Here is a 24448-nt window from a genome sequence, read left to right on the forward strand (position 1 = left end):
TCACTGCTCCTGGGATGGCTGGTGCGGCCGGGTCGGGGGGAAGTCTGCGGTGTCGGTGGTGCCCACGGCCAGCGAGCGGTCCGGATTCAGCCGTACGACGATGTGGCGGCGCCACACGGTGTCGTCGCGGTCGGCGTGGTCCTCGCGCCAGTGGCAGCCGCGGGTCTCCTGGCGGCGCCGGGCCGCCTCGACGAGCACCCGCGCGACGCACAGGAGGTTGGTGGCCTCCCAGGTGTCCACGCCGGGCTCGGCGGTCTTGCCGTTCTCGGCGAGGGCGTCACGGGCCTCGGCGTGCAGGCGCTGGAGCTGCTCGGCGGCCCTGGCCAGGGATTCCTCGGAGCGCAGCACGCCGGCGCCCTCGGTCATGATCCGCTGGATCGCGAACCGCGCCTCGGGGGCCTGCAGCGGGTGCGCGGGCTTGTCGGGGTGCGGGACCGGCACCGGCACGCGCGCGTGCAGGCGGTTCTCCGCGTGCCGCGCGGCGATGTCGGCGACGATGCGCTCGGCGTAGACCAGGCCCTCCAGGAGGGAGTTGGACGCCAGCCGGTTCGCGCCGTGCACGCCGGTGCACGCGACCTCGCCGCACGCGTAGAGCCCGCGCACGGTCGTGCGCCCGCGCGCGTCGGTGCGCACGCCCCCGGAGGCGTAGTGCGCGGCCGGGGCAATCGGGATGGGCTCGGTGACCGGGTCGATGCCGTGCGCACGGCAGGCGGCCAGGATCGTCGGGAAGCGGTGTTCCCACATGTCGGCGCCGAAGTGCCGGGCGTCCAGGAACATGTGCTCGGCGTCCTGCTCCTGCATGCGCCGCATGATGCCCTTGGCGACGATGTCCCGGGGCGCCAGTTCGGCCAGCTCGTGCTGGCCGACCATGAAGCGCACGCCGTCCGCGTCGACCAGGTGCGCGCCCTCCCCGCGCACCGCCTCGGAGACCAGCGGCTGCTGGCCCTCCGCGTCGGCGCCGAGGAACAGCACGGTCGGGTGGAACTGGACGAATTCGAGGTCGGAGACCTCCGCGCCGGCGCGCAGCGCGAGCGCCACGCCGTCTCCGGTGGACACCGACGGGTTGGTGGTCGCGGAGAAGACCTGGCCCATGCCGCCGGTGGCGAGGACGACCGCGGGGGCGTGCACGGCGCCCACCCCGTCGTGCTGGCCCTCGCCCATCACGTGCAGGGTCACGCCCGCCGTGCGCCCCTCGGCGTCGGTCAGCAGGTCGAGCACCAGCGCGTTCTCGATCATCCGCACGCCCCGCGCGCGAGCCGCTTCCACCAGCGCGCGAGAGATCTCCGCGCCGGTCGCGTCGCCGCCCGCGTGCGCGATCCGGCGCCGGTGGTGGCCGCCCTCGCGCGCGAGCTCGATGTCGCCGTCCGCGTCGGTGTCGAAGTGGGCCCCGGTCGAGATCAGCCGCCGTACCGCGTCGGGGCCCTCGGTGACGAGGATCCGTACGGCTCCCTCGTCGCACATGCCCGCGCCCGCGACCAGGGTGTCGTCCAGGTGCTGTTCGGGGGTGTCGCCTTCGCCCAGGGCGGCCGCGACGCCGCCCTGGGCCCAGCGGGTGGAGCCGTCGTCGAGGAGTGCCTTGGTGACGACGACCGTGGTCAGTCCGGCGGCCTCGCAGCGCAGGGCGGCGGTCAGGCCGGCGACACCGGACCCGACGACCACCACGTCCGCGTCGATGGACCACCCGGGGGCGGGGGCGTGCAGTCGTATGCCTGTGCTGGTCACGAGGCGGCTCCGGGAGCGGCGAAGGTGAGCGGGATGTTGTCGATCAGCCGGGTCGTCCCGACCCGGGCGGCGACGGCGAGGACGGCCTCTCCGGTGAAGTCGTCGTCGATCTCGGTGAAGTCGGCGGGGTCGACCAGGGCGAGGTAGTCCAGCGCGAGCGGCGGGTCGTGGTGGACGGCCTCGTCCAGGACCGTCCGCGCGGCGGCGCGCACTGCGGCGGCGGCGTTCGGCACGGCCTTGGCGACGGCGTGCGCGTCGGCCGCCGCGCGGGACTCCCCTATGGCGCTGAGCGCCTCGGCACGCGCCCGCGTGGACGGCACTTCGCGCGCCCGCGCACGCAACGCCTCCTGCGCCGCGTGCCGGTCCCGCCCGGCGAACAGCGCGCGCGACAGCGTGAGCGCCGTGCGCCGCTCGTCGGCCGACAGATAGCGGTTGCGGCTGGAGAGCGCGAGCCCGTCGGCCTCGCGCACCGTCGGTACACCGACGATCTCGATGCCGAAGTTCAGGTCCCGCACCATGCGCCGGATCACGGCCAGCTGCTGGGCGTCCTTCTGCCCGAACAGGGCCGCGTCGGGGCGGGTGAGGTGCAGCAGCTTGGCGACGACGGTGAGGACGCCGTCGAAGTGCCCGGGCCGCGAGGCGCCCTCCAGGAGCGTGCCCATCGGACCCGCGGTGATCCGTACCTGGGGCTGCCCGCCCGGGTAGACCTCCTCGACCGACGGGGCGAACACGGCGTCCGCGCCCGCCTGTTCGGCGATCTTCAGGTCGGCGTCCAGGGTGCGCGGGTAGCGGTCGAGGTCCTCGCCGGCCCCGAACTGCAGCGGGTTGACGAAGACCGTGACGACGACCTCGCCGTCCGGGCCGGCGATCTCGCGGGCGCTCCGGATCAGCGTGGCGTGGCCCTCGTGCAGGGCGCCCATGGTCATCACGACGGCGCGGCGGCCGTGTCGCACGCGCGCGTGCAGTTCGTCGGCGGTGCGCAGCAGGGTGGTGCTCATCGGGTGTTCCCCTCGGTGCCGTGGGTGCCGTTCGTGCCGCCGGCCAGGACGCCGAGGAGGTCCTCGGCGAGTTCCGGCTTCAGCAGGCCCTGGGCCAGCGCCCGGTCGGCCGTGGCACGGGCCATCGCCAGATAGCCGTCGACGGCCTGCGGGGCGTGCCGGCGCAGCTCCGTGACGTGCGCGGCGACGGTGCCCGCGTCCCCGCGCGCGACCGGCCCGGTCAGTGCCGCGTCGCCGGAGCGCAGGGCGTTGTCCAGGGCGGCGCCGAGCAGCGGGCCGAGCATCCGGTCCGGGGCCTCGACCCCAGCCGTGCGGAGCAGCTCCATGGACTGGGCGACCAGGGTGACCAGGTGGTTGGCGCCGAGGGCGAGGGCCGCGTGGTAGAGCGGGCGGTTCTCCTCGGAGATCCACTCCGGCTCGCCGCCCATCTCGATGACGAGGGCCTCGGCGGCCAGCCGCAGCTCCTCGGGCGCGGTCACCCCGAACGAGCAGCCCGCGAGCCGCTGCACGTCCACCGGTGTCCCGGTGAAGGTCATGGCCGGGTGCAGGGCCAGCGGCAGCGCGCCCGCGCGCAGGGCCGGGTCCAGGACCTTGGCGCCGTATCGCCCGGAGGTGTGTACGAGCAGCTGGCCCGGCCGTACCGCGCCGGTCTCGGCGAGGCCGGCGACCAGGCCGGGCAGGGCGTCGTCGGGGACGGTCAGGAGCACCAGGTCGGCGCGCTGGAGGACCTCGGCGGGGGGTACGAGCGGGACGTCGGGCAGCATCGCCTCGGCGCGCCGCCGGGAGGCGTCGGAGACCCCGGAGACGGCCACCGGGCGGTGCCCGGCGAGCTGCAGGGACGCGGCGAGCGCAGGCCCCACCCGGCCGGCGCCGACGACGCCGACGGTGAGCCGCGCGGGGCGGTCACTGGGGTCTGGCTGTTGGACTGTACTCACGCGACGGTGGCCTTCCCGTTCCAGTCCGCTCTGGGTACCGGACGATTTCTCGTCATGTTAACGCTATCGGGTTCGGGCCCAGTTGGCTGTCCACAGGCTGTGGGTGACCGGTCACACCGCCCGGGACGGCCCCCCGTACGGAAAATGCCAGGCCCTCCGCCCCGGCGCCACGGCATCATCCACGGCATGAGCGATACGGCGACGACGCCCCAGGACGAGCAGCCGAACGAACCCCGGTCGGCGGAACAGCGGATGCGAGAGCGGCGCACGGCCGCCTACCGGAAGGCCGATCGCGTCCTCGCGCGCGTGGGCCCGCGCGCCTCCCTGCGCGAACGGCTCGCGCTGCTCCACGAAGCGGCCCCCGACGTGTACGACCTGGACGAACCGGGGGACATCTACGGCAACGGGATCGTCGCGGCGCTGGAGGAGCGGGTCGCGGCCCTGCTGGGCACGGAGGCAGCCGCGTTCTTCCCGACCGGCACGATGGCCCAGCAGGTGGCCCTGCGCTGCTGGGCGGCCCGGACCGGCAACCCCACGGTCGCCCTGCACGCCCTCGCCCACCCCGAGGTCCACGAACGCAACGCCTTCCGCGAGGTCGCCGGCCTGCGCACGGTCCGCGTCACGGGCGAGCCCCGGCTCCCCACCGCCCAGGAGATACGCGACTTCGAGGAGCCCTTCGGGGCGCTGATGCTGGAACTGCCCCTCAGGGACGCCGGTTACGTGCTGCCCACCTGGGAGGAGCTCACCGAGGTCGTGGAGGCGGCGCGGGAGCGCGACGCGGTGGTGCACTTCGACGGCGCGCGCCTGTGGGAGTGCACCGTCCGCTTCGGGCGCCCCCTGCACGAGATCGCGGACCTCGCGGACAGCGTCTACGTGTCGTTCTACAAGTCCCTGGGCGGCATCGGCGGCGCCGCACTGGCCGGCCCGAGGCCTCTTGTCGAGGAGGCGAAGACCTGGCGCCACCGCTACGGCGGCATGGTCTTCCAGCAGTTCCCGACGGCGCTCGCGGCCCTGATCGGCCTGGAGCGCGAGCTGCCCCGCCTCCCGGACTACGTCCGCCACGCGCGCGTGGTCGCCGCGGCCCTGCGCGAGGGCTTCGCCGAGGCGGGGCTTGCGTGGACGCGCGTACACCCCGAGGAGCCGCACACCCACGAGTTCCAGGTCTGGCTGCCGTACGACGCCGATGTGCTGATGGAGACGGCGGCGCGGCAGGCCGAGGAGACCGGCACGTACCTCTTCGCCGGCTTCTGGGAGACCAAGGGCCCGGGCCTGTCCGTGACCGAGGTGACGGTGGCGGAGGCCGGCCTGGGGTGGACGGCGGAGGAGGTGAGGGCGGCGGTCGCGGAATTCGTGCGCCGGTTGCCCACGGCGCCGCGTTAGGGGCGCGGGGAGCCGTGTGTTCAGCCCCCACCGGCGCGCACGCTCCGCCGAGCGCTCCCGGCACCCCGGTGGGCGACCCGCGCACGCCCCCTACGACGCGCGCAGGCGCGCCCACCGCACCACGGCGCCCCGAATCCGTCCTCGCGCCGGCCGTCCCGCGACAACCGCACGGAACCGCCGGTAATCGCGCGCTGCGCGCGCCACGCGCACATCACGCGCGCCGAGCGCGGGCGGCGCGGGCTCCCCGTGCTGCTGCGCGCGGTACGTGTCGAGGAAGTGCTGCTGGACGATGCTCATGGCTCCCCAGCCTGCGCGCCCGCCGCGCCGCCGTCGTGTCGATTGACGGCGCCCGTCAATCGGGGGAGGCGTTGTCGGTGGCGGGGTGCACGATGGGGACATGAGCGTACGTATCGACATCGCGGGGCTGCGGCCGGAGAGGGTCGCCGTGGTGCCCTCGCCCCTGGCCGAGCTCGGCATGGCGCTGCACGCGCTGTCGGAGCCGGGGCACCATCCCGGCCTCCAGGGCTGGGTGACCGGCGTGACCGCCCGCATGGAGCCGCATCTGGCCGACCGCATGTGCGAGGCGGACTTTCTGTGGCGGTCGACGTTCTCGGACCTGTTCCTGCCGTACGCGGCCGTTCCCGGCGCCGTCCCGGGCGGCACGCTGACCGAGGAGCTGGGCCAGCTGGACAAGCTGACGGACGAACAGTTCGTGGACGCGGCCCTGGAGTTCACCTGCGTGCTCTCGTACGACACGCAGGCGCCGGCCCTTCTGTCGGATCCGGTCGGGCGCCGCAGAGCGCTGGAGGTGGCCGCTTCACGCGGTCCGCAGCAGGTCCGGTTCGCGCAGCGGCTGCTCGACGATCCGCCGAGTGTGCGCGCGTGGCTGCGCCGGTTCCTGGAGGACTGCGCCGAGGCGTTCTTCGACGAGGCCTGGTCGCGGCTGCGCCACCAGCTGGCGGCCGATGCCCGGCACAAGACGGAGCTGCTGCGCCGCAAGGGGCTGGCCGAGGCGCTGGCCGCGGTCTCGCCGGTCGTGACGCTCGACGAGGCGGGCGCGCGGATCACCGTGGACAAGCTCACCGACGGCCATGCCGTGGTCGACGCCGACGGCCTTCTGCTGGTGCCCACGAGCCTGGGCTGGCCCCATCTGATGGTCCTGCACCGCTACGGCTGGCAGCCGGTGCTGCACTACCCGGTCGGCTCGCCGGAGCTGGCCGCCCCCGCGTCGGTGGAGGCGCTCACGCTGCGGATGGCGGCCCTGTCCCATCCCGTCCGGATGCGGCTGTGCCGGTACCTGGCGCGCAGCGCGTACACCACCAGCGAACTGGCGCAGGTGCACGGCCTGTCGGCACCCGAGGTCTCCCGGCACCTGGGCGTCCTCAAGAAGGCGGGCCTGGTCACCACGCGCCGCCGCGGCCGGTACGTGCTGCACCAGCTGGACGTCACGGTCGTAGCCCGCCTCGGCAGCGACTTCCTGGAAGGGATACTCCGCTAGCCGCGCGGGCCGTACGTCGGCGGCGCGGGCATGGGTCAGCCGTGGCCGCCGCCCGCGCGGACCAGTCCGGTCTCGTAGGCGAGCACGACCACCTGGACCCGGTCGCGCAGGCCGAGCTTGGTCAGGATGCGGCCCACGTGGGTCTTCACGGTCGCCTCGGAGAGCACCAGCCGGCTCGCGATCTCGCCGTTCGACAGGCCCTGCGCGACCAGCACCATGACCTCGCGCTCGCGGTCGGTGAGCCGGTTCAGCTCCTGGTGCTGGGACTCCTTGCCGGCAGAGGGCAGCATCGGTGCGAAGCGGTCGAGGAGCCGCCGGGTGGTGGAGGGCGCGACGACGGCGTCGCCGCTGTGCACCGAGCGGATCGCGGCCAGCAGCTCGCCCGGCGGCACGTCCTTGAGCATGAAGCCGGAGGCGCCCGCCTTCAGCCCCGAGAAGGCGTACTCGTCGAGGTCGAAGGTGGTCAGGATGAGCACCTTGGGCGGGTCGGGCTCCGAGCAGATGCGGCGGGTGGTCTCCACCCCGTCCAGCTTGGGCATGCGCACGTCCATCAGGACGACGTCCACATCGGTGGACTTCAGCACCTGGAGGGCCTCGACGCCGTCGCCCGCCTCCGCGACGACCTCCATGTCCGGCTGGGCCGCGAGCACCATCCGGAACCCGGTGCGCAGCAGCACCTGGTCGTCGACGAGCATCACGCGGATCGTCATCGGGTCCTCTTCCGTTTCCGTTCGTCGGTTTGTTGCGGGGATTTCCCCGGGGGCGTGACAGGTGTCAACCGGGGGCGTGCGTCGGTGTCAATGCGCCGGTTTGAGCGGCAGCAGAGCACTGATGCGGAATCCTCCGCCGGGACGGGGCCCCGCGTCGAGCGTGCCGCCGACCATACCGACCCGCTCGCGCATGCCGATCAGGCCGTGCCCCTGCCCGTCGGCGCCACCCTCCTCGTACATCTCGTGCGGGGCGCCCTTGCCGTCGTCCTCGACCAGCAGGCCGAGTCCGTCGTCGAAGTAGACCAGCCGCACGCTGGCGCCCGTGTTGGGCCCGCCGTGCTTGCGGGTGTTGGTGAGCGCCTCCTGCACGATCCGGTACGCCGTGAGCTCGACGCCGCTGGGCAGCGGGCGCGGGGTGCCCTCGACCTTGAAGTCGACGGGCAGGCCGGAAGTGCGGCACTGCTCGATGAGCTCGTCGATCTGCTCGACGTCGGGCTGCGGAACGTACTCGCCGACCTCCTTGTGCTCGCCCGTGCGCAGCACGCCCAGCAGGCGGCGCATCTCGGCGAGGGCCTGGCGGCCGGTGGAGGAGATCGTCTCCAGGGCCTTCTTGGCCTGGTCGGGGGCGGCGTCGAGGACATAGGCGGCGCCGTCGGCCTGGACCACCATCACCGACACGTTGTGTGCGACCACGTCGTGCAGTTCGCGTGCGATCCGGGCGCGCTCGGCCGCGACCGCGACCTTGGCCTGCGCCTCGCGCTCCTTCTCGAGCCGGGCGGCACGCTCCTCCAGCTGTGCGAAGTAGGCGCGGCGGGTGCGCATGGAGTCGCCGAGCACCCAGGCGAGTACGAACGGCACCGTCTGGAACACCACTATGGCCAGGTGCCCGACGAGACTCGTCCTGTCCTGCGGCCACCGGATCTGCGCCAGCGGCGCCGCGCACAGCCCCGCGTAGAGGGCGAACCGGGACGCCCAGCGCTCGCCGACCGCGGCGACCGTGCAGACGATCACCAGCATGGCGAAGTTGGCGACCGTCGTCTCGACGTCCAGGATCAGCTGGGCCAGGCCGGTCGCCGCGGCCAGCAGCAGCATCTGCTCCGGGAACCGGCGGCGCAGTGCGACCACCACCCCCATGACCACGGAAACGGCCAGCATGGCGGCGGTCGAACCATGGTGGTCGAGCGCCTTGCTGAGATTCACGACGCTCACGCAGGAAACCCCGAGCAGGACGACGGCCCAGAAGCTGTCGACCCATGTCGGGTTCCTGCGGAGGAAGTCATAGAGGCGCTGCACGTAACCCAGAGTAGGGAAGCGTGATAGGTGCAGGGGTCAACCGGAGGGCCGATCCCTGTTCCGCACACGTACTCCGCAAGGTGGAGAAGGTGATCACCTGTGCGCCTAGTCTGGCCCGGTGACGGATGAGGCGACGCGAGAGACGGCAGACGACGTCCGTGGCTGGCGTGCGGCCACCGAGGCGGCCCTGTACGGCCCTGGCGGCTTCTACCGCCGCCCGGAGGGACCGGCCGGTCACTTCCGTACGTCGGTCCATGCGTCGGGGCTGTTCGCCGAGGCCGTGGCCGAGCTGCTGTGCCGGGTCGACGAGGCGCTGGGGCGCCCCGGGACGCTGGACTTCGTCGACATGGGCGCCGGCCGGGGCGAGCTGGTCACCGGCGTGCTCACCGCGCTGCCCGCCGACGTGGCGGCACGCACGCGTGCCTGCGCCGTCGAGGTCGCCGACCGGCCGCCCGGCCTGCCCGACCGCATCACCTGGCTGACCGAACTGCCGCGCACGATCACCGGCCTGCTCTTCGCCAACGAATGGCTCGACAACGTCCCGGTCGACGTCGCCGAGGTGGACTCGGCCGGTACGCCCCGGCTGGTGCACGTCCGGCGCGACGGCGCCGAACTGCTCGGAGAGCGTGTCTGGGGCGCGGACGCGGAGTGGCTCGCGCGGTGGTGGCCGCTGGGCGCCGAGCCGGGGCTGCGCGCGGAGATCGGGCTGCCCCGGGACCGGGCGTGGGCGGACGCCGTCACCTGCGTGCGGGAGGGGCTCGCGGTGGCCGTGGACTACGCGCACACCGTGGACACGCGCCCTCCGTTCGGCACGCTCACCGGCTTCCGCGAGGGGCGTGCGACGGCGCCCGTCCCGGACGGGTCGTGCGACATCACAGCGCACGTCGCGCTGGACGCGTGCACGGTGCTCGACCCGGCGTACGCCCTCCCCGAAGCGCTCTTCTGCACACAACGCGACGCCCTGCGCGCTCTGGGCCTCATCGGCGCACGCCCCCCGCTCACGCTCGCCTCCACCCACCCCGCCGCCTACGTACGCGCCCTCGCGAGCGCCGGCGAGGCCGCCGAGCTCACCGCCTCCGGCGGCCTCGGCGACTTCGGGTGGCTGCTGCAGCCGGTGGGCATCGAGAACCCGCTGCTCTGACGCTGCTTTGACGCGCGTCCGCCGCGCAGGCCCCCACGCCGCATGCCCCGCACGCCGCACGTCCCCGCCCGGCGCGCACAACCCCATGCCTCACGCCCCGTGCGCCCCGCGCCCTACTTGTCGATGTCCCCCACCACGAAGAACATGGACCCCAGAATCGCGACCATGTCCGCCACCAGCGTCCCCGGCAGCAGCTCCATCAGCGCCTGGATGTTGTTGAACGACGCCGAGCGCAGCTTCAGCCGGTACGGGGTCTTCTCGCCCTTGCTGACGAGGTAGTAGCCGTTGATGCCGAGGGGGTTCTCGGTCCAGGCGTAGGTGTGGCCCTCGGGTGCCTTGAGGACCTTGGGGAGCCGCTGGTTGATGGGTCCCGGCGGCAGCTCGGCGACCCGGTCCAGGCAGGCGTCGGCCAGGTCCAGGGCGTTGTGGGTCTGCTCCAGGAGGCACTCGAAGCGGGCCAGGCAGTCGCCCTCGGCCCGGGTGACCACCCGGAGGGTGTCCTGGAGCTCCCCGTAGGCCAGGTAGGGCTCGTCGCGGCGCAGGTCGAAGTCGACGCCCGAGGCACGCGCGATGGGCCCGCTCACGCCGTAGGCGTGCACGGCCTCCGGCGCGAGGATGCCCACGCCCCGGGTGCGCCCGCGGAAGATCTCGTTGCCGAGGACCAGGCCGTCGAAGACGTCCATACGGGAGCGGACCGCGGAAACGGCGGCACGCGCGCGTGCGGTCCAGTCGGCCGGGAGGTCCTCCTTGAGGCCGCCGACACGGTTGAACATGTAGTGCATGCGCCCGCCGGAGACCTCCTCCATGACGTTCTGGAGCTCCTCGCGCTCGCGGAACGCGTGGAAGACCGGGGTGATCCCGCCCAGCTCCAGCGGGTAGGAACCGAGGAACATCAGATGGTTGAGCACCCGGTTCAGCTCGGCGAGCAGGGTGCGCGTCCACACCGCGCGGACGGGCACCTCCATGCCGAGCATGCGCTCGACGGCGAGAACCACGCCCAGCTCGTTCGAGAAGGCCGACAGCCAGTCGTGGCGGTTGGCGAGCATGATGATCTGCCGGTAGTCGCGCGCCTCGAAGAGCTTCTCCGCGCCGCGGTGCATATAGCCGATCACCGGCTCGGCGGAGACGATCCGCTCGCCGTCCAGCACGAGCTTCAGCCGCAGCACGCCGTGCGTGGAGGGGTGCTGGGGGCCGATGTTGAGCACCATGTCGGTGCTCTCCGCGGCGCCGCCGATGCCGACCGTGGTCTCCGTCGTAGGAGTCATGAACCCAGTCTCTCGTACGTACGCTGACCTCATGGAGACGGGGAGCCCGGCCGGTGCCGGGGCGACGGAGACCGAGCCGGTGTGGACGGGGCTGCCGCCCGGCCTGCTGCGGATGCGGCGGCTGCTGCTGGTGGTGTGGCTGGGGCTGCTCGCGCTCGCCGTGGGCCTGCTGCCGGGCCTGCTCGCGGGGCCGGTGTGGGCGGCCTTCGCGCTGCTGCCGCTGGCCTTGATGGCCTGGGGCTGGGTGCTGATCGGCCGCAACTGGCGTTCCTGGCGGTACGCCGAGCGCGCCGACGACCTGCTGATCAGCCGCGGCGTGCTGTGGCGCGAGGAGACCGTGGTGCCGTACGGGCGCATGCAGCTGGTGGAGGTGACCTCGGGGCCCGTCGAGCGGTACTTCGGCCTGGCGAGCGTGCAGCTGCACACCGCGGCCGCGGCCACCGACGCGGCCATCCCCGGCCTCGACCCGGCCGAGGCGGAACGGCTGCGCGACCGGCTCACCGAGCTCGGCGAAGCCCGATCGGCGGGCCTGTGACCGCGCCCGGCGTGGACGGCGCCATACGCCCGGGCAAGGCCGTGGGCGAGCGGCGGCTGCATCCCGTGACCCCGTTCCGGCGGGCGTGGGCGCCGGTCGCGGTGCTCACCGGCTGGGCGGTGCACGACCCGAACCAGGCCCAGGAACAGCTGACGAAGCTGACCACGACCATGCTCCTGGCCGGACTCGCCGTCCTGGTCACGGCGGGCGCGCTGTACGGCTTCCTGAGCTGGTGGTTCACCTACTTCGCGGTGACCGACAGCGAGCTGCGCATACGCACCGGGCTGTTGTTCCGGCGCACCGCGCACATCCGGCTGGAGCGGATCCAGGCCGTCGACGTGACCCAGCCGCTGCTCGCGCGCGTGGCGGGCGTCGCCAAGCTGCGCATCGACGTCGTCGGCACCGACAAGAAGGACGAGCTGGCCTTCCTGGGGCAGGGTGAGGCACGTGCGCTCCGCGCGGAGCTGCTGGCGCGCGCCGCCGGATTCGCGCCCGAGACGGCGCACGAAGTCGGCGAGGCGCCGGCGCACGAGCTGATGCGCGTGCCCCCGGGCAAGCTCGCGCTCTCCCTCGTGCTGACGGGCGCCACCTGGGGCTCCCTGGCCGCCGCCCTCGTCGTACCGCCGGTGCTGTGGCTGGCCACCCACAGCGTGTGGACGGTCCTCGCCACCGCCCTGCCGCTGCTCGGCGCGGCGGCCACGACCAGTGTGGGGAGGTTCGTCGGGGAGTACGACTGGACGGTCGGAGAGTCGCCGGACGGGCTGCGCATCGATCACGGACTGCTCGACCGCACGCACGAGACGGTGCCGCCGGGACGGGTGCAGACCGTGCGGATCGTGGAGCCGCTGCTGTGGCGGCCGCTGCGCTGGGTGCGGGTGGAGCTGGACGTGGCCGGGTCGGCGAACTCGGTGCTGGTGCCGGTCGCGCCGCGCGCGGTCGCCGAGTCGGTCGTCGCGCGCGTGCTGCCCGGTGTGACGGTCCCCGGTGAGCTGCCCCGGCCGCCCCGGCGGGCCCGCTGGTGCGTGCCGTTGTGGTGGCGCGGGTACGGGCTCGCGGTCACGGAGACGGTGTTCGCCGCGCGGCACGGGTTGCTGCGCCGGCGCCTGGCGCTGGTCCCGCACGCCAAGGTCCAGAGCGTACGGCTGACGCAGGGGCCCTGGGAGCGGCTGTGGCGGCTCGCGGACGTTCATGTGGACACGGGGGCCGACAAGACCGTGACGGCCCGCCTGCGGGACGCGGAGGCGGCCGCGTCGCTGCTGCGGGAGCAGGCCGAGCGGTCCCGGACGGGCCGCCGGACGGCGCGCCCCGACCGCTGGATGGCCTGAGCACGGTGCCCGAAGGACACCGGGGAGGCCCGCGGGCGGCCCGGGGAACGCCTGAGCCGGGGCACCCGGCGGGTGCCCCGGCTCAGGATCGGCCTCAGTATCGGCGCGGCTTCCGTGGCGGTGTCGCGGCCGTCAGGAGGCGGCGCTGCGCAGGCCCCCGAGGTTGATCTGCTCGGTCTCGTCGTGCGCGGTCAGGTCGATGATCTGGCCGACGCCCCGGGTCTCCGGGTCGGCGGGCTTGAACTCGGCCTCGGACTCGGCCTTGTGGAGCGCGAGCGCCTCCTGGCCGACGACGTCCGCGAGGTCCTCGTTGTGCATGGAGTCCAGCCCGCCGGCGGCCGAGCCCTTCTGGGTGCCGAAGAAGTCGAACCCGCCGGTGACCAGCGGACGCGGGATGGGCGCGGCCGGCAGCACGGCCACCGCGGTCGGCACGGTGAAGTGCCCGGTGGGCTTCACGGAGTTGGCGGACGGTGCCGGCGTGGTGCGGGCGTCCTCCTCCGTCGGCGCCGGGGTGGTGTCCGCCGACTCGGCGGTGGTGACGGCGGCCGCGCGCGTGTGCACGTCGACCGCCTCGGGCTGCCCCTGTTCCTCGTCCTCCGGTGCGGACTCGCCCTTCGGCGCCTCGGGTGCGGCGGCCGTCTCCGTCGCGCCCTCGGTGTCGGTGTCGGCCTCGACCGCCGGTGCGTCGCCCTCGTCGAAGCGGGCCAGTGCCACCTTGGCCCGCAGGAACAGCTTGGAACCCTCCGGCGAGAAGACCGCCGGGGTCGTCTCCTCGACCTCCAGCTCCTCGACGGTCTGCGCGGGCTCTTCCGCCTCTTCGGCGGTCCGGGCGGCCGGCAGCGCGTTCGCCGGCGTGGTGGCCTCGATCTCCAGCAGGCGGCGGCCCTCCAGGGCGCTCGCGCGCTCGGTCTCGGCCGTGGCGTAGCGGCGCAGCAGGGACGCGTGCTCGTTGCGCAGTCCCGCCAGCTCCGACCGCTTCGCGCGCAGCCGCTGCTCCAGCTTGGTGCGCAGCTCCCGCGACTCCTCGAGGTCGGTCTCCAGCTCGGCGATCCGCTCCTCGTGGCGCCACTCGTCGCTCGCACGCGCGCGTGACAGGTCGGCCACCTGCTTGCCCGCCTCGCTGTCCCAGCGGCGCATGACCGCGGCACCGACGGCCGCGGTCGCCGCGGCTATCGCGGCCAGCGTGCGCAGCACCGTCGGTTGGGAGAACAACCAGGGGCCCAGAGCGCAGACGAGGGAGACACCGGCGATCGCCGAAGGAGGCAACAGCCTGTGCAAAGGCGGGGAATGACGGTGACGTCCACGTGGCATGGCCAGAAACTTACCGCGCGTAGGCGAATCGTGGTGCCCTGGGCCGTAAAAACACGGCGACAACGAAGTCTTCGCATTGCATCGCCTGGGGCCGCGCTCAGCGGTCGCTCAGTCGGCTGCTGATCCACTGGAGCGTCGCGGGGATCTCGCGGCGCCAGGTGTTGAAGTTGTGGCCGCCGCTGTCGAGGATGATCGACGAGATCCGGGTCAGGTTCGTGGCCTGCACGCGCGCGATGAATTTCAGCGTGTCCTTGTAATTCGTCTCTCCGATTCTGCTGCTGGTGACCAGCAGGGACGTGTCCGGAGCGGGTTCGTGCCCGAGGAGCCACCACAGGTTCGCGCGGTCGCGGAGTTTCCCGTCGCCCTGGAAGAGATCACCGGTCGTGGGGTCGACGGGCGCCTTGTAGTACGCGGACAGGCCCGCGCCGGCCGCGTACACGCCGGGGTGGTGCATCGCGAGCTTGAGCGCGCAGTAGCCGCCGGTCGAGTCGCCGACGATCCCCCAGCTTCCCGGCTTCCTGCCGACCCTGTAGTGCGCGGTCACGGCGTCGGGCAGGTCCTTGGCGAAGAAGCTCTCGCTTCGCGGGCCTCCGGGGACGTTCACGCACTCGGTGTCCCGGGGCGGTGCGACCGTGGGCCGCAGCATCACCAGGATCATCGGCTGCATCCGCCCGTCCTTGGCCAGCTGCCGTGCCGTACGCGGGTAGTGCAGTTTGTCGACGAGCGCCCGCGCGGTGCCCGGGTAGCCGGTGAGGACGACCGCCGCCGGGAACGTACGGGTGCGGTACTGCGGCTGGAAGTACTCCGGCGGCAGGTACACGTAGGCGGGCGTGGCGATGTGGGTCGTACGGCCGATGATGTCGACCTGCTGGATCTGACCGGCCGACTGCGGCTGCGAACCGCCGGCGCCTTGCACGCGGGAGGTGGCGACCACCTGGAGCGGGCCGCCGGCGCCGCCCGCCACGTGGTCGACGACGACACCCTGGTCCGTCTCCCTGCCGAACAGGTCGGCCCAGCTGGCGTAGAAACCGAAAGCCTGGTTGGCCGCTATCCCGAGGCATGCGAAGAGCACCGTCTGAGTGGCCAGCAGAAGGCCGACGCGGCCGCTGACGGCCCGCCAGTTCCGGTGGGCCAGCCGGGGCCACAGCCACACCGTGCCGACGAACAGCAGTACGGCGAACAGGATCGCCAATGCCAGCGTTTTATCGCTCGTGAGTCCCATGAGGTGCTCCCTGCCTGCGCTTTCCCCCGTGACGACCGCCGCTTTCAGCGAGGCTTGCCCCGGACTTTCCTTGGCCTTTGACCCGGCTTTCCGATGGGGAGTGAACCTCTCCCCCCGAGACACCGTCCTAGAGGGCGCAATGTCGCCGGATGCCCGAATCGGGCCCGGATTCAAGGTCTCTCGCAGAACTACGGGATGCGATGTCTGTCAGGATAGATGGGGAAATGTCGGGCGGGGTTCCGAGCCGATCAAGCCGGGCGCGGCGCATAGTCCGTGGTCCGCGCCCTGAGGCGGTCCCCGCTCTGGTCGGCAGGGCGTGCGCGGTCGTAGGCGTCCTGGACATCGCCGCGGGGGTGTTCCCGCGCTTCCGGCACAGCCGCATGCACGCCATGGCCGAGGTGCTGCCCGGGTCGCTGGGGCCGTTCGCCGCCGCGCTCTCGCTCAGCGTCGGCGTGCTGTTGCTGCTGCTCGCGCACGGACTCAAGCGGCGCAAGCGCCGGGCGTGGCGGGCCGCGGTCGCGCTCCTGCCGGCCGGCGCCGTGTCGCAGTTCGTGTACCGGCACTCGGTCATCGGAGCCCTGATCTCACTGGCGCTGTTCGTGCCCCTGGTGATCCACCGGAGTGAGTTCAAGGCGCTGCCCGACCCGCGCAGCCGGTGGCGGGCGCTCGCCAACTTCGTGCTCATGAGCGCCGGTTCGCTGGCGCTCGGGCTGGTCGTCGTCAGCGCCCACCCGAAGCGCACGATCGGCGACCCGAGCCTGGCCGACCGCATCACCCATGTCCTGTACGGCCTGTTCGGCTTCGAGGGCCCCGTCGACTACGAGGGGTCGACCTCCTGGACGGTCGCCTTCTCGCTCGGCGCCCTCGGCCTGATCACCGCGGTCACCACCATCTACCTCGCCTTCCGCCCCGAACACCCCGCCGCCCACCTCACCGAGGAGGACGAGGCCGGCCTGCGCGCCCTCCTGGAGAAACACGGCGCCCGTGACTCCCTCGGCCACTTCGCGCTCCGCCGCGACAAGGCGGTCGTCTTCTCGCCCAGCGGCAAGGCGGCGGTGACGTACCGCGTCGTCTCCGGCGTGATGCTCGCCAGCGGCGACCCGATCGGCGACGTCGAGGCCTGGCCCGGCGCCATCGAACGCTTCATGGACGAGGCCAAGGCCCACTCCTGGACCCCCGCCGTGATGGGCTGCTCGGAGACGGGTGGCGAGGTATGGACCCGGGAGACCGGCCTGGACGCCCTCGAACTGGGCGACGAGGCGGTGGTGGACGTAGCGGATTTCTCGCTCGCCGGACGCGCGATGCGCAACGTGCGCCAGATGGTCAAGCGCATCGAGCGGGCCGGCTACGAAACCCGGGTGCGGCGCATCCGTGACCTCGGCGAGGCCGAGCTCGACCGCATCAGCCGGGCGGCGGAGGACTGGCGCGGCACCGACACCGAGCGCGGCTTCTCGATGGCCCTGGGCCGCATCGGCGACGCCGCCGACGGCGACTGCCTGATCGCCACCGCCCACAAGACCGACGAGACACCCGGTCCCTACGGCGACCTCAAGGCGATCCTGCACTTCGTGCCCTGGGGCACCGACGGTGTCTCCCTGGACCTGATGCGCCGCGACCGGGCGGCCGACCCCGGGATGAACGAACTGCTCATCGTGGCCGCCCTCCAGGCGGCCCCGAAGCTCGGCATCGCCCGGATCTCGCTCAACTTCGCGATGTTCCGCTCGGCGCTCGCGCGGGGCGAGAAGATCGGCGCGGGCCCGGTGCTGCGCGCCTGGCGCGGGCTGCTGGTCTTCCTGTCGCGCTGGTTCCAGATCGAGTCGCTGTACAAGTTCAACGCGAAGTTCCAGCCGCGCTGGGAGCCGCGCTTCGTGGTCTACCGGGCCTCCGGCGACCTGCCGCGGATCGGCCTCGCCGCCATGCAGGCCGAGGGCTTCGTCAGCCTCGCCCTTCCGCTGCCGCGCTTCCTGCGCCGCAGCACCCCGGCCGCCCGCCCCTGCCCCCACGGCGTCGCCGAACAGGGCATACGAGCGGCCTGACCCCATGACCGGCCCGAGCGGGCGCCCCTCCCACTCCAGCCAGGGGGCTCCGCTCGGGCCTGCCCGAAGGCCACCCGGCAGGCCCGCCGTTTCCTGGGCCTACGCTGAACGTATGAGCAACCACAGCGGACGTGGCCAGGTGGCAGGGCTTCCGGCATGGAACCGGTGCGCGGTCATGGGGGTCGTGAACGTCACCCCCGACTCCTTCTCCGACGGCGGCCGCTGGTTCGACACGACGATCGCCGTCAAGCACGGCCTCGACCTCGTCACCGAGGGCGCCGACCTCGTCGACGTCGGCGGTGAGTCCACCCGCCCCGGCGCCACCCGCGTCGACGAGGACGAGGAACTGCGCCGTGTCATCCCCGTGGTCCGCGGCCTCGCCGCCGAAGGCGTCGTCGTCTCCGTCGACACCATGCGCGCCTCCGTCGCCCAGCAGGCCCTCGCGGCCGGCGCGGCCCTCGTCAACGACGTCAGCGGCGGCCTCGCCGACCCCGACATGATCCCGGTCGTCGCCGAGTCGGGCGCCCCCTTCGTCGTCATGCACTGGCGCGGCTTCCTGGACGGCGGCAACGTCAGGGGCGTGTACGACGACGTCGTCGCCGAGGTCCTCGACGAACTCCACGCGCGCGTGGACACCGTCCTGGCCGGCGGCATCTCCCCCGACCGCATCGTCGTCGACCCCGGTCTCGGCTTCTCCAAGGACTCCGAGCACGACCTGACCCTGCTCGCCCACCTCGACCGGCTGCACGCCCTGGGGCACCCGGTGCTCGTCGCCGCCTCCCGCAAGCGGTTCCTCGGCCGGGTCCTGGCCGGACCCGAGGGGGCGCCCCCGCCGGCCCGGGAGCGCGACGCTGCGACGGCCGCCGTCTCCGCGCTCGCGGCGCACGCCGGCGCGTGGGCGGTGCGCGTGCACGAGGTGCGCGCCACGGCGGACGCGGTACGGGTCGCGCGCGCGATAGAGGGGGCGCGCTCGGGAACGGACACGCCGGGCGCGCACGCCTCGCAAGCCCCGCAGGCACCCCAGGCCCCCCAGGCCTCTCGATCTCCGCAGGCCTCGCACGCCCCGCAGAACCTTCCCGACCGCCCAGAGGGAGCCCGGTGAGCGCCCCCCACACCGACGTCGAGCAGGTCGAGGCCGCCAACACCGCCTTCTACGAGGCAGTGGAGCGGGCCGATTTCGAGGCGGTGTCCGGCCTCTGGCTCACCCCCGCCGACCTGGGCGTCGACGAGGAGTACCACGATCCGGCCGACACCGGCGTGGTCTCCTGCGTGCACCCGGGCTGGCCGGTGCTGACCGGCCGCGGTGAGGTCCTGCGGTCGTACGCGCTGATCATGGCGAACACCGACTACATCCAGTTCTTCCTGACCGACGTGCACGTCTCCGTCACCGGCGACACCGCCCTGGTGACCTGTACGGAGAACATCCTCAGCGGCGGCCCGGCCCCCACGGGCGGGCAGGAGCTCGGCCCGCTGGTGGGGCAGCTGGTCGTCGCCACGAACGTGTTCCGGCGTACCCCGGACGGCTGGAAGCTCTGGTCCCACCACGCCTCCCCGGTGCTGTCGGAGACCGACGAGGACGAGGACGACGACACGCCCTCCTGAGACCCGCCCTCGTGAGACCCGCCCTCGTGAGACCCGCCCTCGTCAGACCCGCCCGCCGAGACCCGCCGGGACTCGGCCCCCCTGAGCCGTCCAGCCGGTCCACCGCCGTCCGCCGGGCCCGTGCGGTCCACGTGGCCCAAGAAGTGGCTGGAATCACGAACTCGCCAGTAGGTGCGGCTACCGGCCCGTGAGCCGCCGGGTTCTCCAGGGAAAACACGCGATGAACCCTGGCGCCCCCGGCGCGGGCCCCCGCCCGGTGACCCGGCTCTGTCAGTGGCCGCAGGTAGATTCGTCTGAGGCCGGTCGATCGCCCGCACGCGATGCGACCTCGCCGTTACCGACGATTGCAGGAGTGATTCGCGTGGATCGTGTCGCGCTGCGCGGCCTCAAGGCCCGCGGGCACCACGGTGTCTTCCCCAAGGAGCGCGAGGAGGGCCAGACCTTCCTCGTGGACCTCGTCCTTGGCCTGGACACCCGGCCCGCGGCGGCCGACGACGACCTGACGAAGACCGTGCACTACGGCGTGGTGGCCGAAGAGGTCGTCGCCGTGGTCGAGGGGGAACCGGTGAACCTGATCGAGACGCTCGCCGAGCGGATCGCCCAGGTCTGCCTCAAGCACGAGGGGGTAAGAGAGGTCGAGGTCCAGGTCCACAAGCCGGACGCGCCCATCACCGTCCCCTTCGACGACGTCACCGTCACCATCACCCGGAGCCGAGTATGACCGCATCCTCTCTGCGGGGTCCCAGCGACCCGACCGTCCAGCCGGTGCCCGCCTCCGTCGTCGAGCAGGTCGACGCCGCCGACACCACCCTCTCCAACCCCAAACGCGCCGTGGTCGCCCTCGGCTCCAATCTCGGCAACCGCCTGGAGACCCTGCAGGGCGCGATCGACGCCCTGGAGGACACCCCGGGCGTCCGCATCAAGGCCGTGTCGCCGGTGTACGAGACGGAGCCGTGGGGCGTCGACCCCGGCAGCCAGCCGACGTACTACAACGCGATCGTGGTGCTGAAGACCACCCTCCCGCCGTCCTCGCTGCTGGAGCGGGCGCACGCGGTGGAGGAGGCGTTCAACCGGGTGCGGGACGAGCACTGGGGCCCGCGCACCCTGGACGTCGACATCGTCGCCTACGCGGACGTCGTCTCCGACGATCCGCAGCTCACCCTGCCGCACCCGCGCGCCCACGAGCGTGCCTTCGTGCTGGCGCCCTGGTACGACGTCGACCCCGAGGCCCGGGTACCCGGCCGCGGCACGGTCGCCGAGTTGCTGGCGGCCGTCACCCGGCACGGTGTGGAAGCACGTGCGGACCTGGAACTCCGACTGCCCGAGTAGTCGTTAAGGTCGACACGACCACATCGCTGCGGGGGAGCTGAAGGAACACAGTGAAAGAGCTGCGGATCAGGGTGCTGGCCGGCGTGTTCGTCGTGGCCGGGGTGCTGTCCTGGGCGGGTGCCCGCCTGTGGAACGCGGTGGGAACCCTGCCCAGCGTGCCGGTGGCAGCCCCGATCGTGCTCGCCCTGATCGCCGTGGTTCTGCTCGCCACGGCGCTCTCGCTGCGCGCCCGTCTCCGGGCCCAGCGCGAGCGTCGCCCGGGCGCCAAGGGCGTCGACCCCCTGATGGCCGCTCGCGCGGTCGTCTTCGGCCAGGCCAGCGCCCTGGTCGCGGCCCTGGTCGCCGGCATGTACGGCGGCACGGGCGCCTTCCTGCTGGAACTCCTCGACCTCCCCGCCCGCCGCGACCAGGCCCTCTACGCGGCCTTCTCGGTCGTCGCCGGCATCGGTGTCATAGCGGCGGCGATGTTCCTGGAGCGGGTGTGCAAGCTCCCGGAGGACGACGACAACCACCACAGCGGGGCCGAGCCGGCCGCCTGAGCCCCGCCCGGGCAGGTCAGCGGGCCAGTATCAGGCTCATCGCCTCGGCGCGCGTCGTGGCGTCCCGGAGCTGGCCGCGGACCGCCGACGTCGTCGTCTTGGCACCCGGCTTGCGGATCCCCCGGACCGACATGCACATGTGCTCCGCCTCGACTACGACGATCACGCCCCGGGCCTCCAGGATGCGCATCAGGGAGTCGGCGACCTGCGTGGTGAGCCGCTCCTGCACCTGGAGACGGCGTGCGAACACCTCGACCAGGCGGGCCAGCTTCGACAGTCCCGTGATCTTGCCGGTCTCCGCCGGGATGTAGCCGACGTGGGCGACGCCGTGGAACGGCAGCATGTGGTGCTCGCACAGGCTGACGATCTCGATGTCCTTGACCAGGACCATCTCGTCGTGACCGAGATCGAAGGTCGTCGTCAGGACCTCTTCGGGCTGCTGGTGGTTCCCGGCCAGCAGCTCGCGGTACGCCCGCGCCACCCGTGCCGGAGTCTCCCGGAGCCCCTCACGGTCGGGGTCCTCGCCGACCGCGATCAGGAGTTCGCGTACGGCGTTCTCGGCACGTTTCTCGTCGAATTCGCCGATGGTGCCCTCGCCGTCCAGCGTCACGGGGTCGGTCATCTGAGGTGCCTCGTTCCTTAGGGGGGCGCCTGTGGGTCACGCGCCTCATATGCGGGCATAGCGAAAAGCCGCGCCCCCCAGGCTAGATCCTGGGGGGCGCGGCATCCATTCCGAGCCGGGTGAGACCGGTGTGACTCAGCTCTCGGGACGATCCTCCGGGGCCTTCTCGACCGCCGGGGCGGACTCGGCCGCCGTGGACTTCGCGGTGCTGATCGCCGGCGTCACGCCGTTTGCCCCGTTGGTCAGTGCGAGCTCCTTCGGGGAGAGCACCGGCGGGCGGGTGGACGGCGTACGGCGGGAGGAACCGGTCCACGCGGGCCGCGCGGGCCGCTTGTGGATCGCGGCGAAGATCTCGGCGATCTCCTCCTTGCCCAGGGTCTCCTTCTCCAGGAGCTGGAGCACCAGGTTGTCGAGGACGTCGCGGTTCTCGACCAGGATCTCCCAGGCCTCGTTGTGCGCGTTCTCGATGAGCTTCTTGACTTCCTCGTCCACCAGGGCGGCGACCTCTTCCGAGTAGTCGCGCTGGTGGGACATCTCACGGCCGAGGAAGGGCTCGGTGTTGTCGCCGCCGAACTTGATCGCGCCGAGACGCTCGGTCATGCCGTACTGCGTGACCATCGCGCGGGCGGTGGTCGTGGCCTTCTCGATGTCGTTGGCGGCGCCGGTGGTCGGGTCGTGGAAGACCAGTTCCTCGGCCGCGCGGCCGCCCAGCATGTAGGCGAGCTGGTCGAGCATCTCGTTGCGCGTGGTCGAGTACTTGTCCTCGTCCGGCAGGACCATCGTGTAGCCGAGGGCCCGGCCACGGGACAAGATCGTGATCTTGTGGACCGGGTCGGAGTTGGGGGAAGCCGCCGCGACCAGGGCGTGGCCGCCCTCGTGGTACGCGGTGATCTTCTTCTCCTTGTCCGACATGATCCGGGTCCGCTTCTGCGGGCCCGCGACCACACGGTCGATCGCCTCGTCGAGCATCTGGTTGTCGATGAGCTTGCGGTCGCTGCGGGCCGTGAGCAGCGCCGCCTCGTTCAGCACGTTCGACAGGTCCGCGCCGGTGAAGCCCGGCGTGCGGCGGGCGACCGCCGCGAGGTCGACGTCGGGCGCGACCGGCTTGCCCTTCTGGTGGACCTTGAGGATCTCCAGACGGCCCTGCAGGTCCGGCGGGTCGACCGCGATCTGACGGTCGAAACGGCCGGGACGCAGCAGCGCCGGGTCGAGGATGTCGGGCCGGTTCGTCGCGGCGATGAGAATCACACCGCCCTTGACGTCGAAGCCGTCCATCTCGACGAGCAGCTGGTTCAGGGTCTGCTCGCGCTCGTCGTGACCGCCGCCGAGGCCGGCGCCGCGATGACGGCCGACCGCGTCGATCTCGTCGACGAAGACGATCGCCGGGGCGTTCGCCTTGGCCTGCTCGAAGAGGTCGCGGACCCGGGAGGCACCGACACCGACGAACATCTCGACGAAGTCGGAACCGGAGATCGAGTAGAAGGGCACCCCCGCCTCGCCGGCGACGGCACGCGCGAGCAGCGTCTTGCCGGTACCGGGACGGCCGTAGAGGAGCACGCCCTTGGGGATCTTGGCGCCGACCGCCTGGAACTTGGCCGGCTCCTGGAGGAATTCCTTGATCTCGTGGAGCTCCTCGACGGCCTCGTCACAGCCCGCGACGTCCGAGAACGTCGTCTTCGGGGTGTCCTTGGTGATGAGCTTCGCCTTGGACTTGCCGAAGTTCATGACCCGGGAGCCGCCGCCCTGCATCTGATTCATCAGGAACAGGAAGACGACCACGATGAGGACGAAGGGGAGCAGGGAGAGCAGGACACCGACGAAAGCGTTCTGCTTGGTCGGCGAGACGGTGTAACCGTCGGGGATCTGCTTGTCCTGGTACTTGGTCTGCAGCGTGTTGGCGATGGTCACGCCCTGGTCGCCGATGTAGCTCGCCTGGATCTTCGAGCTGCCGTCGACCTTCTGACCGTCCTTGAGCGTGACCTTGATGGTCTGCTCGTCACCGGTGGTCAGCTTCGCCGATTCCACCTTGTTGTCGTTGATCGCCGCCACGACCTGGCCGGTGTCCACCGTCTTGTAGCCGCCGGACGAGCCGACGACCTGCATCAACACGACCACGGCAAGGACGGCCAGCACGATCCACATGACCGGCCCACGGAAGTATCGCTTCACGTCCATCCATACGGAGCGGTGTCGCCCCGTCCCTCCTGCCATAGTGAGTTTGATAAGACAGTTCTTCTGACGGTACCCCAGCATGACTACCCGAAGCCGCACGGAGCGGCTCGGACGGCTGGCAAAACCCGTCTCTGCATGCTCCAACGGCGCGAAACCCGCTGGGGTTCCCGATCGTCTTACGTAAGTGGACCCTCCGGCGTATCAGCCGGGGTTCAACCGCCGTAGACGTGGGGCGCGAGCGTACCGACGAACGGGAGATTGCGGTACTTCTCGGCGTAGTCGAGGCCGTAGCCGACGACGAACTCGTTGGGGATGTCGAACCCGACCCACTCGACGTCGATGGCGACCTTGGCCGCGTCCGGCTTGCGCAGCAGGGTGCAGATCTTCAGGGTCTCGGGCTCGCGGGAGCCGAGGTTGTTGATCAGCCAGGACAGGGTCAGTCCGGAGTCGATGATGTCCTCGACGATCAGGACGTGCTTGCCCTTGATGTCGGTGTCGAGGTCCTTGAGGATCCGCACCACACCGGAGGACTGGGTACCCGCGCCGTAGGAGGACACGGCCATCCAGTCCATGGTGACGGGGGTGGACAGCGCCCGGGCGAGGTCTGCCATGACCATCACGGCGCCCTTGAGGACGCCGACGATGAGCAGGTCCTTGCCCGCGTACTCCGCGTCGATCTTCGCGGCCAGCTCGACCAGCTTGGCGTCGATCTCTTCCTTGGTGATGAGTACCCGCTGAAGGTCGGCACCCATGTCTTTCGCGTCCACCCGCATCACTTTCGGTCGTCCCACCGGCGGAGCCCGGACCCCGGAG

Annotated in this window: 23 protein-coding genes; 11 read left to right on the forward strand and 12 right to left on the reverse strand. The window is 72.1% G+C overall.

All coding sequences use genetic code 11. The features are described 5' to 3' along the window. The 3 genes from ACWGJB_RS41845 to ACWGJB_RS41855 are packed head-to-tail and all read right to left on the reverse strand — an operon-like array spanning position 1 to position 3655. Entirely contained in the window at positions 1–1722 is a 1722-nt protein-coding gene (locus ACWGJB_RS41845; RefSeq protein WP_453385264.1) for an L-aspartate oxidase, read from the reverse strand. Beyond that, positions 1719–2720, reverse strand: coding sequence for a pantoate--beta-alanine ligase (gene panC, locus ACWGJB_RS41850; RefSeq protein WP_453385265.1), 1002 nt, complete (start codon positions 2718–2720; stop codon positions 1719–1721). Before panC ends, ACWGJB_RS41845 begins: the two co-directional genes overlap by 4 nt. Continuing rightward, positions 2717–3655: a Rossmann-like and DUF2520 domain-containing protein gene (locus ACWGJB_RS41855; protein WP_453385266.1), complete on the reverse strand. Its 939-nt coding sequence runs from the start codon at positions 3653–3655 to the stop codon at positions 2717–2719. Before ACWGJB_RS41855 ends, panC begins: the two co-directional genes overlap by 4 nt. 186 nt (positions 3656–3841) lie before the next feature. Between ACWGJB_RS41855 and ACWGJB_RS41860 the strand changes: the two genes are divergently transcribed. Then, positions 3842–5035: a threonine aldolase family protein gene (locus ACWGJB_RS41860; RefSeq protein WP_453385267.1), complete on the forward strand. Its 1194-nt coding sequence runs from the start codon at positions 3842–3844 to the stop codon at positions 5033–5035. Between the two features lie 90 nt (positions 5036–5125). On the opposite strand, the gene ACWGJB_RS41865 is transcribed toward ACWGJB_RS41860, so the two are convergent. Further along, positions 5126–5332: a hypothetical protein gene (locus ACWGJB_RS41865; protein ID WP_453385268.1), complete on the reverse strand. Its 207-nt coding sequence runs from the start codon at positions 5330–5332 to the stop codon at positions 5126–5128. A 100-nt stretch (positions 5333–5432) separates the two neighbouring features. Between ACWGJB_RS41865 and ACWGJB_RS41870 the strand changes: the two genes are divergently transcribed. After that, positions 5433–6533: a DUF5937 family protein gene (locus ACWGJB_RS41870; protein ID WP_453385269.1), complete on the forward strand. Its 1101-nt coding sequence runs from the start codon at positions 5433–5435 to the stop codon at positions 6531–6533. Between the two features lie 35 nt (positions 6534–6568). On the opposite strand, the gene ACWGJB_RS41875 is transcribed toward ACWGJB_RS41870, so the two are convergent. Both ACWGJB_RS41875 and ACWGJB_RS41880 read right to left on the reverse strand, forming a co-directional pair. Beyond that, positions 6569–7243, reverse strand: a complete 675-nt coding sequence (locus ACWGJB_RS41875; RefSeq protein WP_365800112.1) for a response regulator transcription factor — start codon at positions 7241–7243, stop codon at positions 6569–6571. Between the two features lie 87 nt (positions 7244–7330). Continuing rightward, positions 7331–8536, reverse strand: coding sequence for a sensor histidine kinase (locus ACWGJB_RS41880; RefSeq protein WP_453385270.1), 1206 nt, complete (start codon positions 8534–8536; stop codon positions 7331–7333). Positions 8537–8654: 118 nt separating this feature from the next. Between ACWGJB_RS41880 and ACWGJB_RS41885 the strand changes: the two genes are divergently transcribed. Further along, positions 8655–9677 carry an SAM-dependent methyltransferase gene (locus ACWGJB_RS41885; protein WP_453385271.1) on the forward strand — a complete coding sequence of 341 codons (1023 nt, stop codon included), beginning with the start codon at positions 8655–8657 and terminating at the stop codon, positions 9675–9677. Between the two features lie 113 nt (positions 9678–9790). Here the strand turns inward: ACWGJB_RS41885 and ACWGJB_RS41890 are convergent, their stop codons facing one another. Then, positions 9791–10942, reverse strand: coding sequence for an NADH-quinone oxidoreductase subunit D (locus ACWGJB_RS41890; protein ID WP_453385272.1), 1152 nt, complete (start codon positions 10940–10942; stop codon positions 9791–9793). 31 nt (positions 10943–10973) lie between these two features. Between ACWGJB_RS41890 and ACWGJB_RS41895 the strand changes: the two genes are divergently transcribed. Further along, positions 10974–11477, forward strand: coding sequence for a PH domain-containing protein (locus ACWGJB_RS41895; protein ID WP_453385273.1), 504 nt, complete (start codon positions 10974–10976; stop codon positions 11475–11477). Then, the gene (locus ACWGJB_RS41900; protein ID WP_453385274.1) at positions 11474–12802 is read left to right on the forward strand and encodes a PH domain-containing protein; all 1329 of its coding nucleotides are present in this window, start codon (positions 11474–11476) and stop codon (positions 12800–12802) included. Before ACWGJB_RS41895 ends, ACWGJB_RS41900 begins: the two co-directional genes overlap by 4 nt. A 132-nt stretch (positions 12803–12934) precedes the next feature. Here the strand turns inward: ACWGJB_RS41900 and ACWGJB_RS41905 are convergent, their stop codons facing one another. Both ACWGJB_RS41905 and ACWGJB_RS41910 read right to left on the reverse strand, forming a co-directional pair. Then, positions 12935–14113, reverse strand: a complete 1179-nt coding sequence (locus tag ACWGJB_RS41905) for a hypothetical protein (protein WP_453385275.1) — start codon at positions 14111–14113, stop codon at positions 12935–12937. Between the two features lie 97 nt (positions 14114–14210). After that, entirely contained in the window at positions 14211–15335 is a 1125-nt protein-coding gene (locus ACWGJB_RS41910) for an alpha/beta hydrolase (protein WP_453385276.1), read from the reverse strand. 224 nt (positions 15336–15559) lie between these two features. Between ACWGJB_RS41910 and ACWGJB_RS41915 the strand changes: the two genes are divergently transcribed. From ACWGJB_RS41915 to ACWGJB_RS41940, 6 genes are all read left to right on the forward strand, one after another. After that, positions 15560–17371 (forward strand): phosphatidylglycerol lysyltransferase domain-containing protein, encoded by a 1812-nt coding sequence (locus ACWGJB_RS41915; protein WP_453385277.1) that lies wholly within the window; start codon positions 15560–15562, stop codon positions 17369–17371. A gap of 112 nt (positions 17372–17483) precedes the next feature. After that, positions 17484–18473, forward strand: a complete 990-nt coding sequence (gene folP / locus ACWGJB_RS41920) for a dihydropteroate synthase (protein WP_453385278.1) — start codon at positions 17484–17486, stop codon at positions 18471–18473. Next, positions 18470–18973: a nuclear transport factor 2 family protein gene (locus tag ACWGJB_RS41925; RefSeq protein WP_360492231.1), complete on the forward strand. Its 504-nt coding sequence runs from the start codon at positions 18470–18472 to the stop codon at positions 18971–18973. Before folP ends, ACWGJB_RS41925 begins: the two co-directional genes overlap by 4 nt. 361 nt (positions 18974–19334) lie before the next feature. Beyond that, positions 19335–19694, forward strand: coding sequence for a dihydroneopterin aldolase (folB, locus tag ACWGJB_RS41930; RefSeq protein ID WP_351317714.1), 360 nt, complete (start codon positions 19335–19337; stop codon positions 19692–19694). Then, a complete protein-coding gene (gene folK / locus ACWGJB_RS41935) occupies positions 19691–20302 on the forward strand; it encodes a 2-amino-4-hydroxy-6-hydroxymethyldihydropteridine diphosphokinase (RefSeq protein WP_453385279.1) in 612 nt (203 codons plus the stop codon). The genes folB and folK overlap by 4 nt, the downstream gene beginning before the upstream one ends. Positions 20303–20352: 50 nt before the next feature. Then, complete coding sequence (locus ACWGJB_RS41940) at positions 20353–20841, forward strand: DUF3180 domain-containing protein (protein WP_360492240.1); 489 nt, start codon at positions 20353–20355, stop codon at positions 20839–20841. 16 nt (positions 20842–20857) lie between these two features. Here ACWGJB_RS41940 and folE read toward each other — a convergent pair whose 3' ends face one another. From folE to hpt, 3 genes are all read right to left on the reverse strand, one after another. After that, positions 20858–21463: a GTP cyclohydrolase I FolE gene (folE, locus tag ACWGJB_RS41945; RefSeq protein WP_351317708.1), complete on the reverse strand. Its 606-nt coding sequence runs from the start codon at positions 21461–21463 to the stop codon at positions 20858–20860. Positions 21464–21598: 135 nt separating this feature from the next. Continuing rightward, a complete protein-coding gene (gene ftsH, locus ACWGJB_RS41950) occupies positions 21599–23638 on the reverse strand; it encodes an ATP-dependent zinc metalloprotease FtsH (RefSeq protein WP_453385280.1) in 2040 nt (679 codons plus the stop codon). A gap of 209 nt (positions 23639–23847) precedes the next feature. After that, complete coding sequence (hpt, locus tag ACWGJB_RS41955; RefSeq protein ID WP_360492421.1) at positions 23848–24408, reverse strand: hypoxanthine phosphoribosyltransferase; 561 nt, start codon at positions 24406–24408, stop codon at positions 23848–23850. Positions 24409–24448: the final 40 nt, after the last annotated feature.

This window comes from Streptomyces sp. NPDC054813, assembly GCF_053611365.1.

What these genes read in the sequence shown, in the direction of transcription:
- panC (WP_453385265.1), bottom strand. Translation starts at nt 2,720, where the DNA reads ATGAGCACCACCCTGCTGCGCACCGCCGACGAACTGCACGCGCGCGTG.
- ACWGJB_RS41860 (WP_453385267.1), top strand. Translation starts at nt 3,842, where the DNA reads ATGAGCGATACGGCGACGACGCCCCAGGACGAGCAGCCGAACGAACCC.
- ACWGJB_RS41865 (WP_453385268.1), bottom strand. Translation starts at nt 5,332, where the DNA reads ATGAGCATCGTCCAGCAGCACTTCCTCGACACGTACCGCGCGCAGCAG.
- ACWGJB_RS41870 (WP_453385269.1), top strand. Translation starts at nt 5,433, where the DNA reads ATGAGCGTACGTATCGACATCGCGGGGCTGCGGCCGGAGAGGGTCGCC.
- ACWGJB_RS41875 (WP_365800112.1), bottom strand. Translation starts at nt 7,243, where the DNA reads ATGACGATCCGCGTGATGCTCGTCGACGACCAGGTGCTGCTGCGCACC.
- ACWGJB_RS41890 (WP_453385272.1), bottom strand. Translation starts at nt 10,942, where the DNA reads ATGACTCCTACGACGGAGACCACGGTCGGCATCGGCGGCGCCGCGGAG.
- ACWGJB_RS41895 (WP_453385273.1), top strand. Translation starts at nt 10,974, where the DNA reads ATGGAGACGGGGAGCCCGGCCGGTGCCGGGGCGACGGAGACCGAGCCG.
- ACWGJB_RS41905 (WP_453385275.1), bottom strand. Translation starts at nt 14,113, where the DNA reads ATGCCACGTGGACGTCACCGTCATTCCCCGCCTTTGCACAGGCTGTTG.
- ACWGJB_RS41910 (WP_453385276.1), bottom strand. Translation starts at nt 15,335, where the DNA reads ATGGGACTCACGAGCGATAAAACGCTGGCATTGGCGATCCTGTTCGCC.
- ACWGJB_RS41915 (WP_453385277.1), top strand. Translation starts at nt 15,560, where the DNA reads ATGTCGGGCGGGGTTCCGAGCCGATCAAGCCGGGCGCGGCGCATAGTC.
- folP (WP_453385278.1), top strand. Translation starts at nt 17,484, where the DNA reads ATGAGCAACCACAGCGGACGTGGCCAGGTGGCAGGGCTTCCGGCATGG.
- folK (WP_453385279.1), top strand. Translation starts at nt 19,691, where the DNA reads ATGACCGCATCCTCTCTGCGGGGTCCCAGCGACCCGACCGTCCAGCCG.
- folE (WP_351317708.1), bottom strand. Translation starts at nt 21,463, where the DNA reads ATGACCGACCCCGTGACGCTGGACGGCGAGGGCACCATCGGCGAATTC.
- ftsH (WP_453385280.1), bottom strand. Translation starts at nt 23,638, where the DNA reads ATGGACGTGAAGCGATACTTCCGTGGGCCGGTCATGTGGATCGTGCTG.
- hpt (WP_360492421.1), bottom strand. Translation starts at nt 24,408, where the DNA reads ATGCGGGTGGACGCGAAAGACATGGGTGCCGACCTTCAGCGGGTACTC.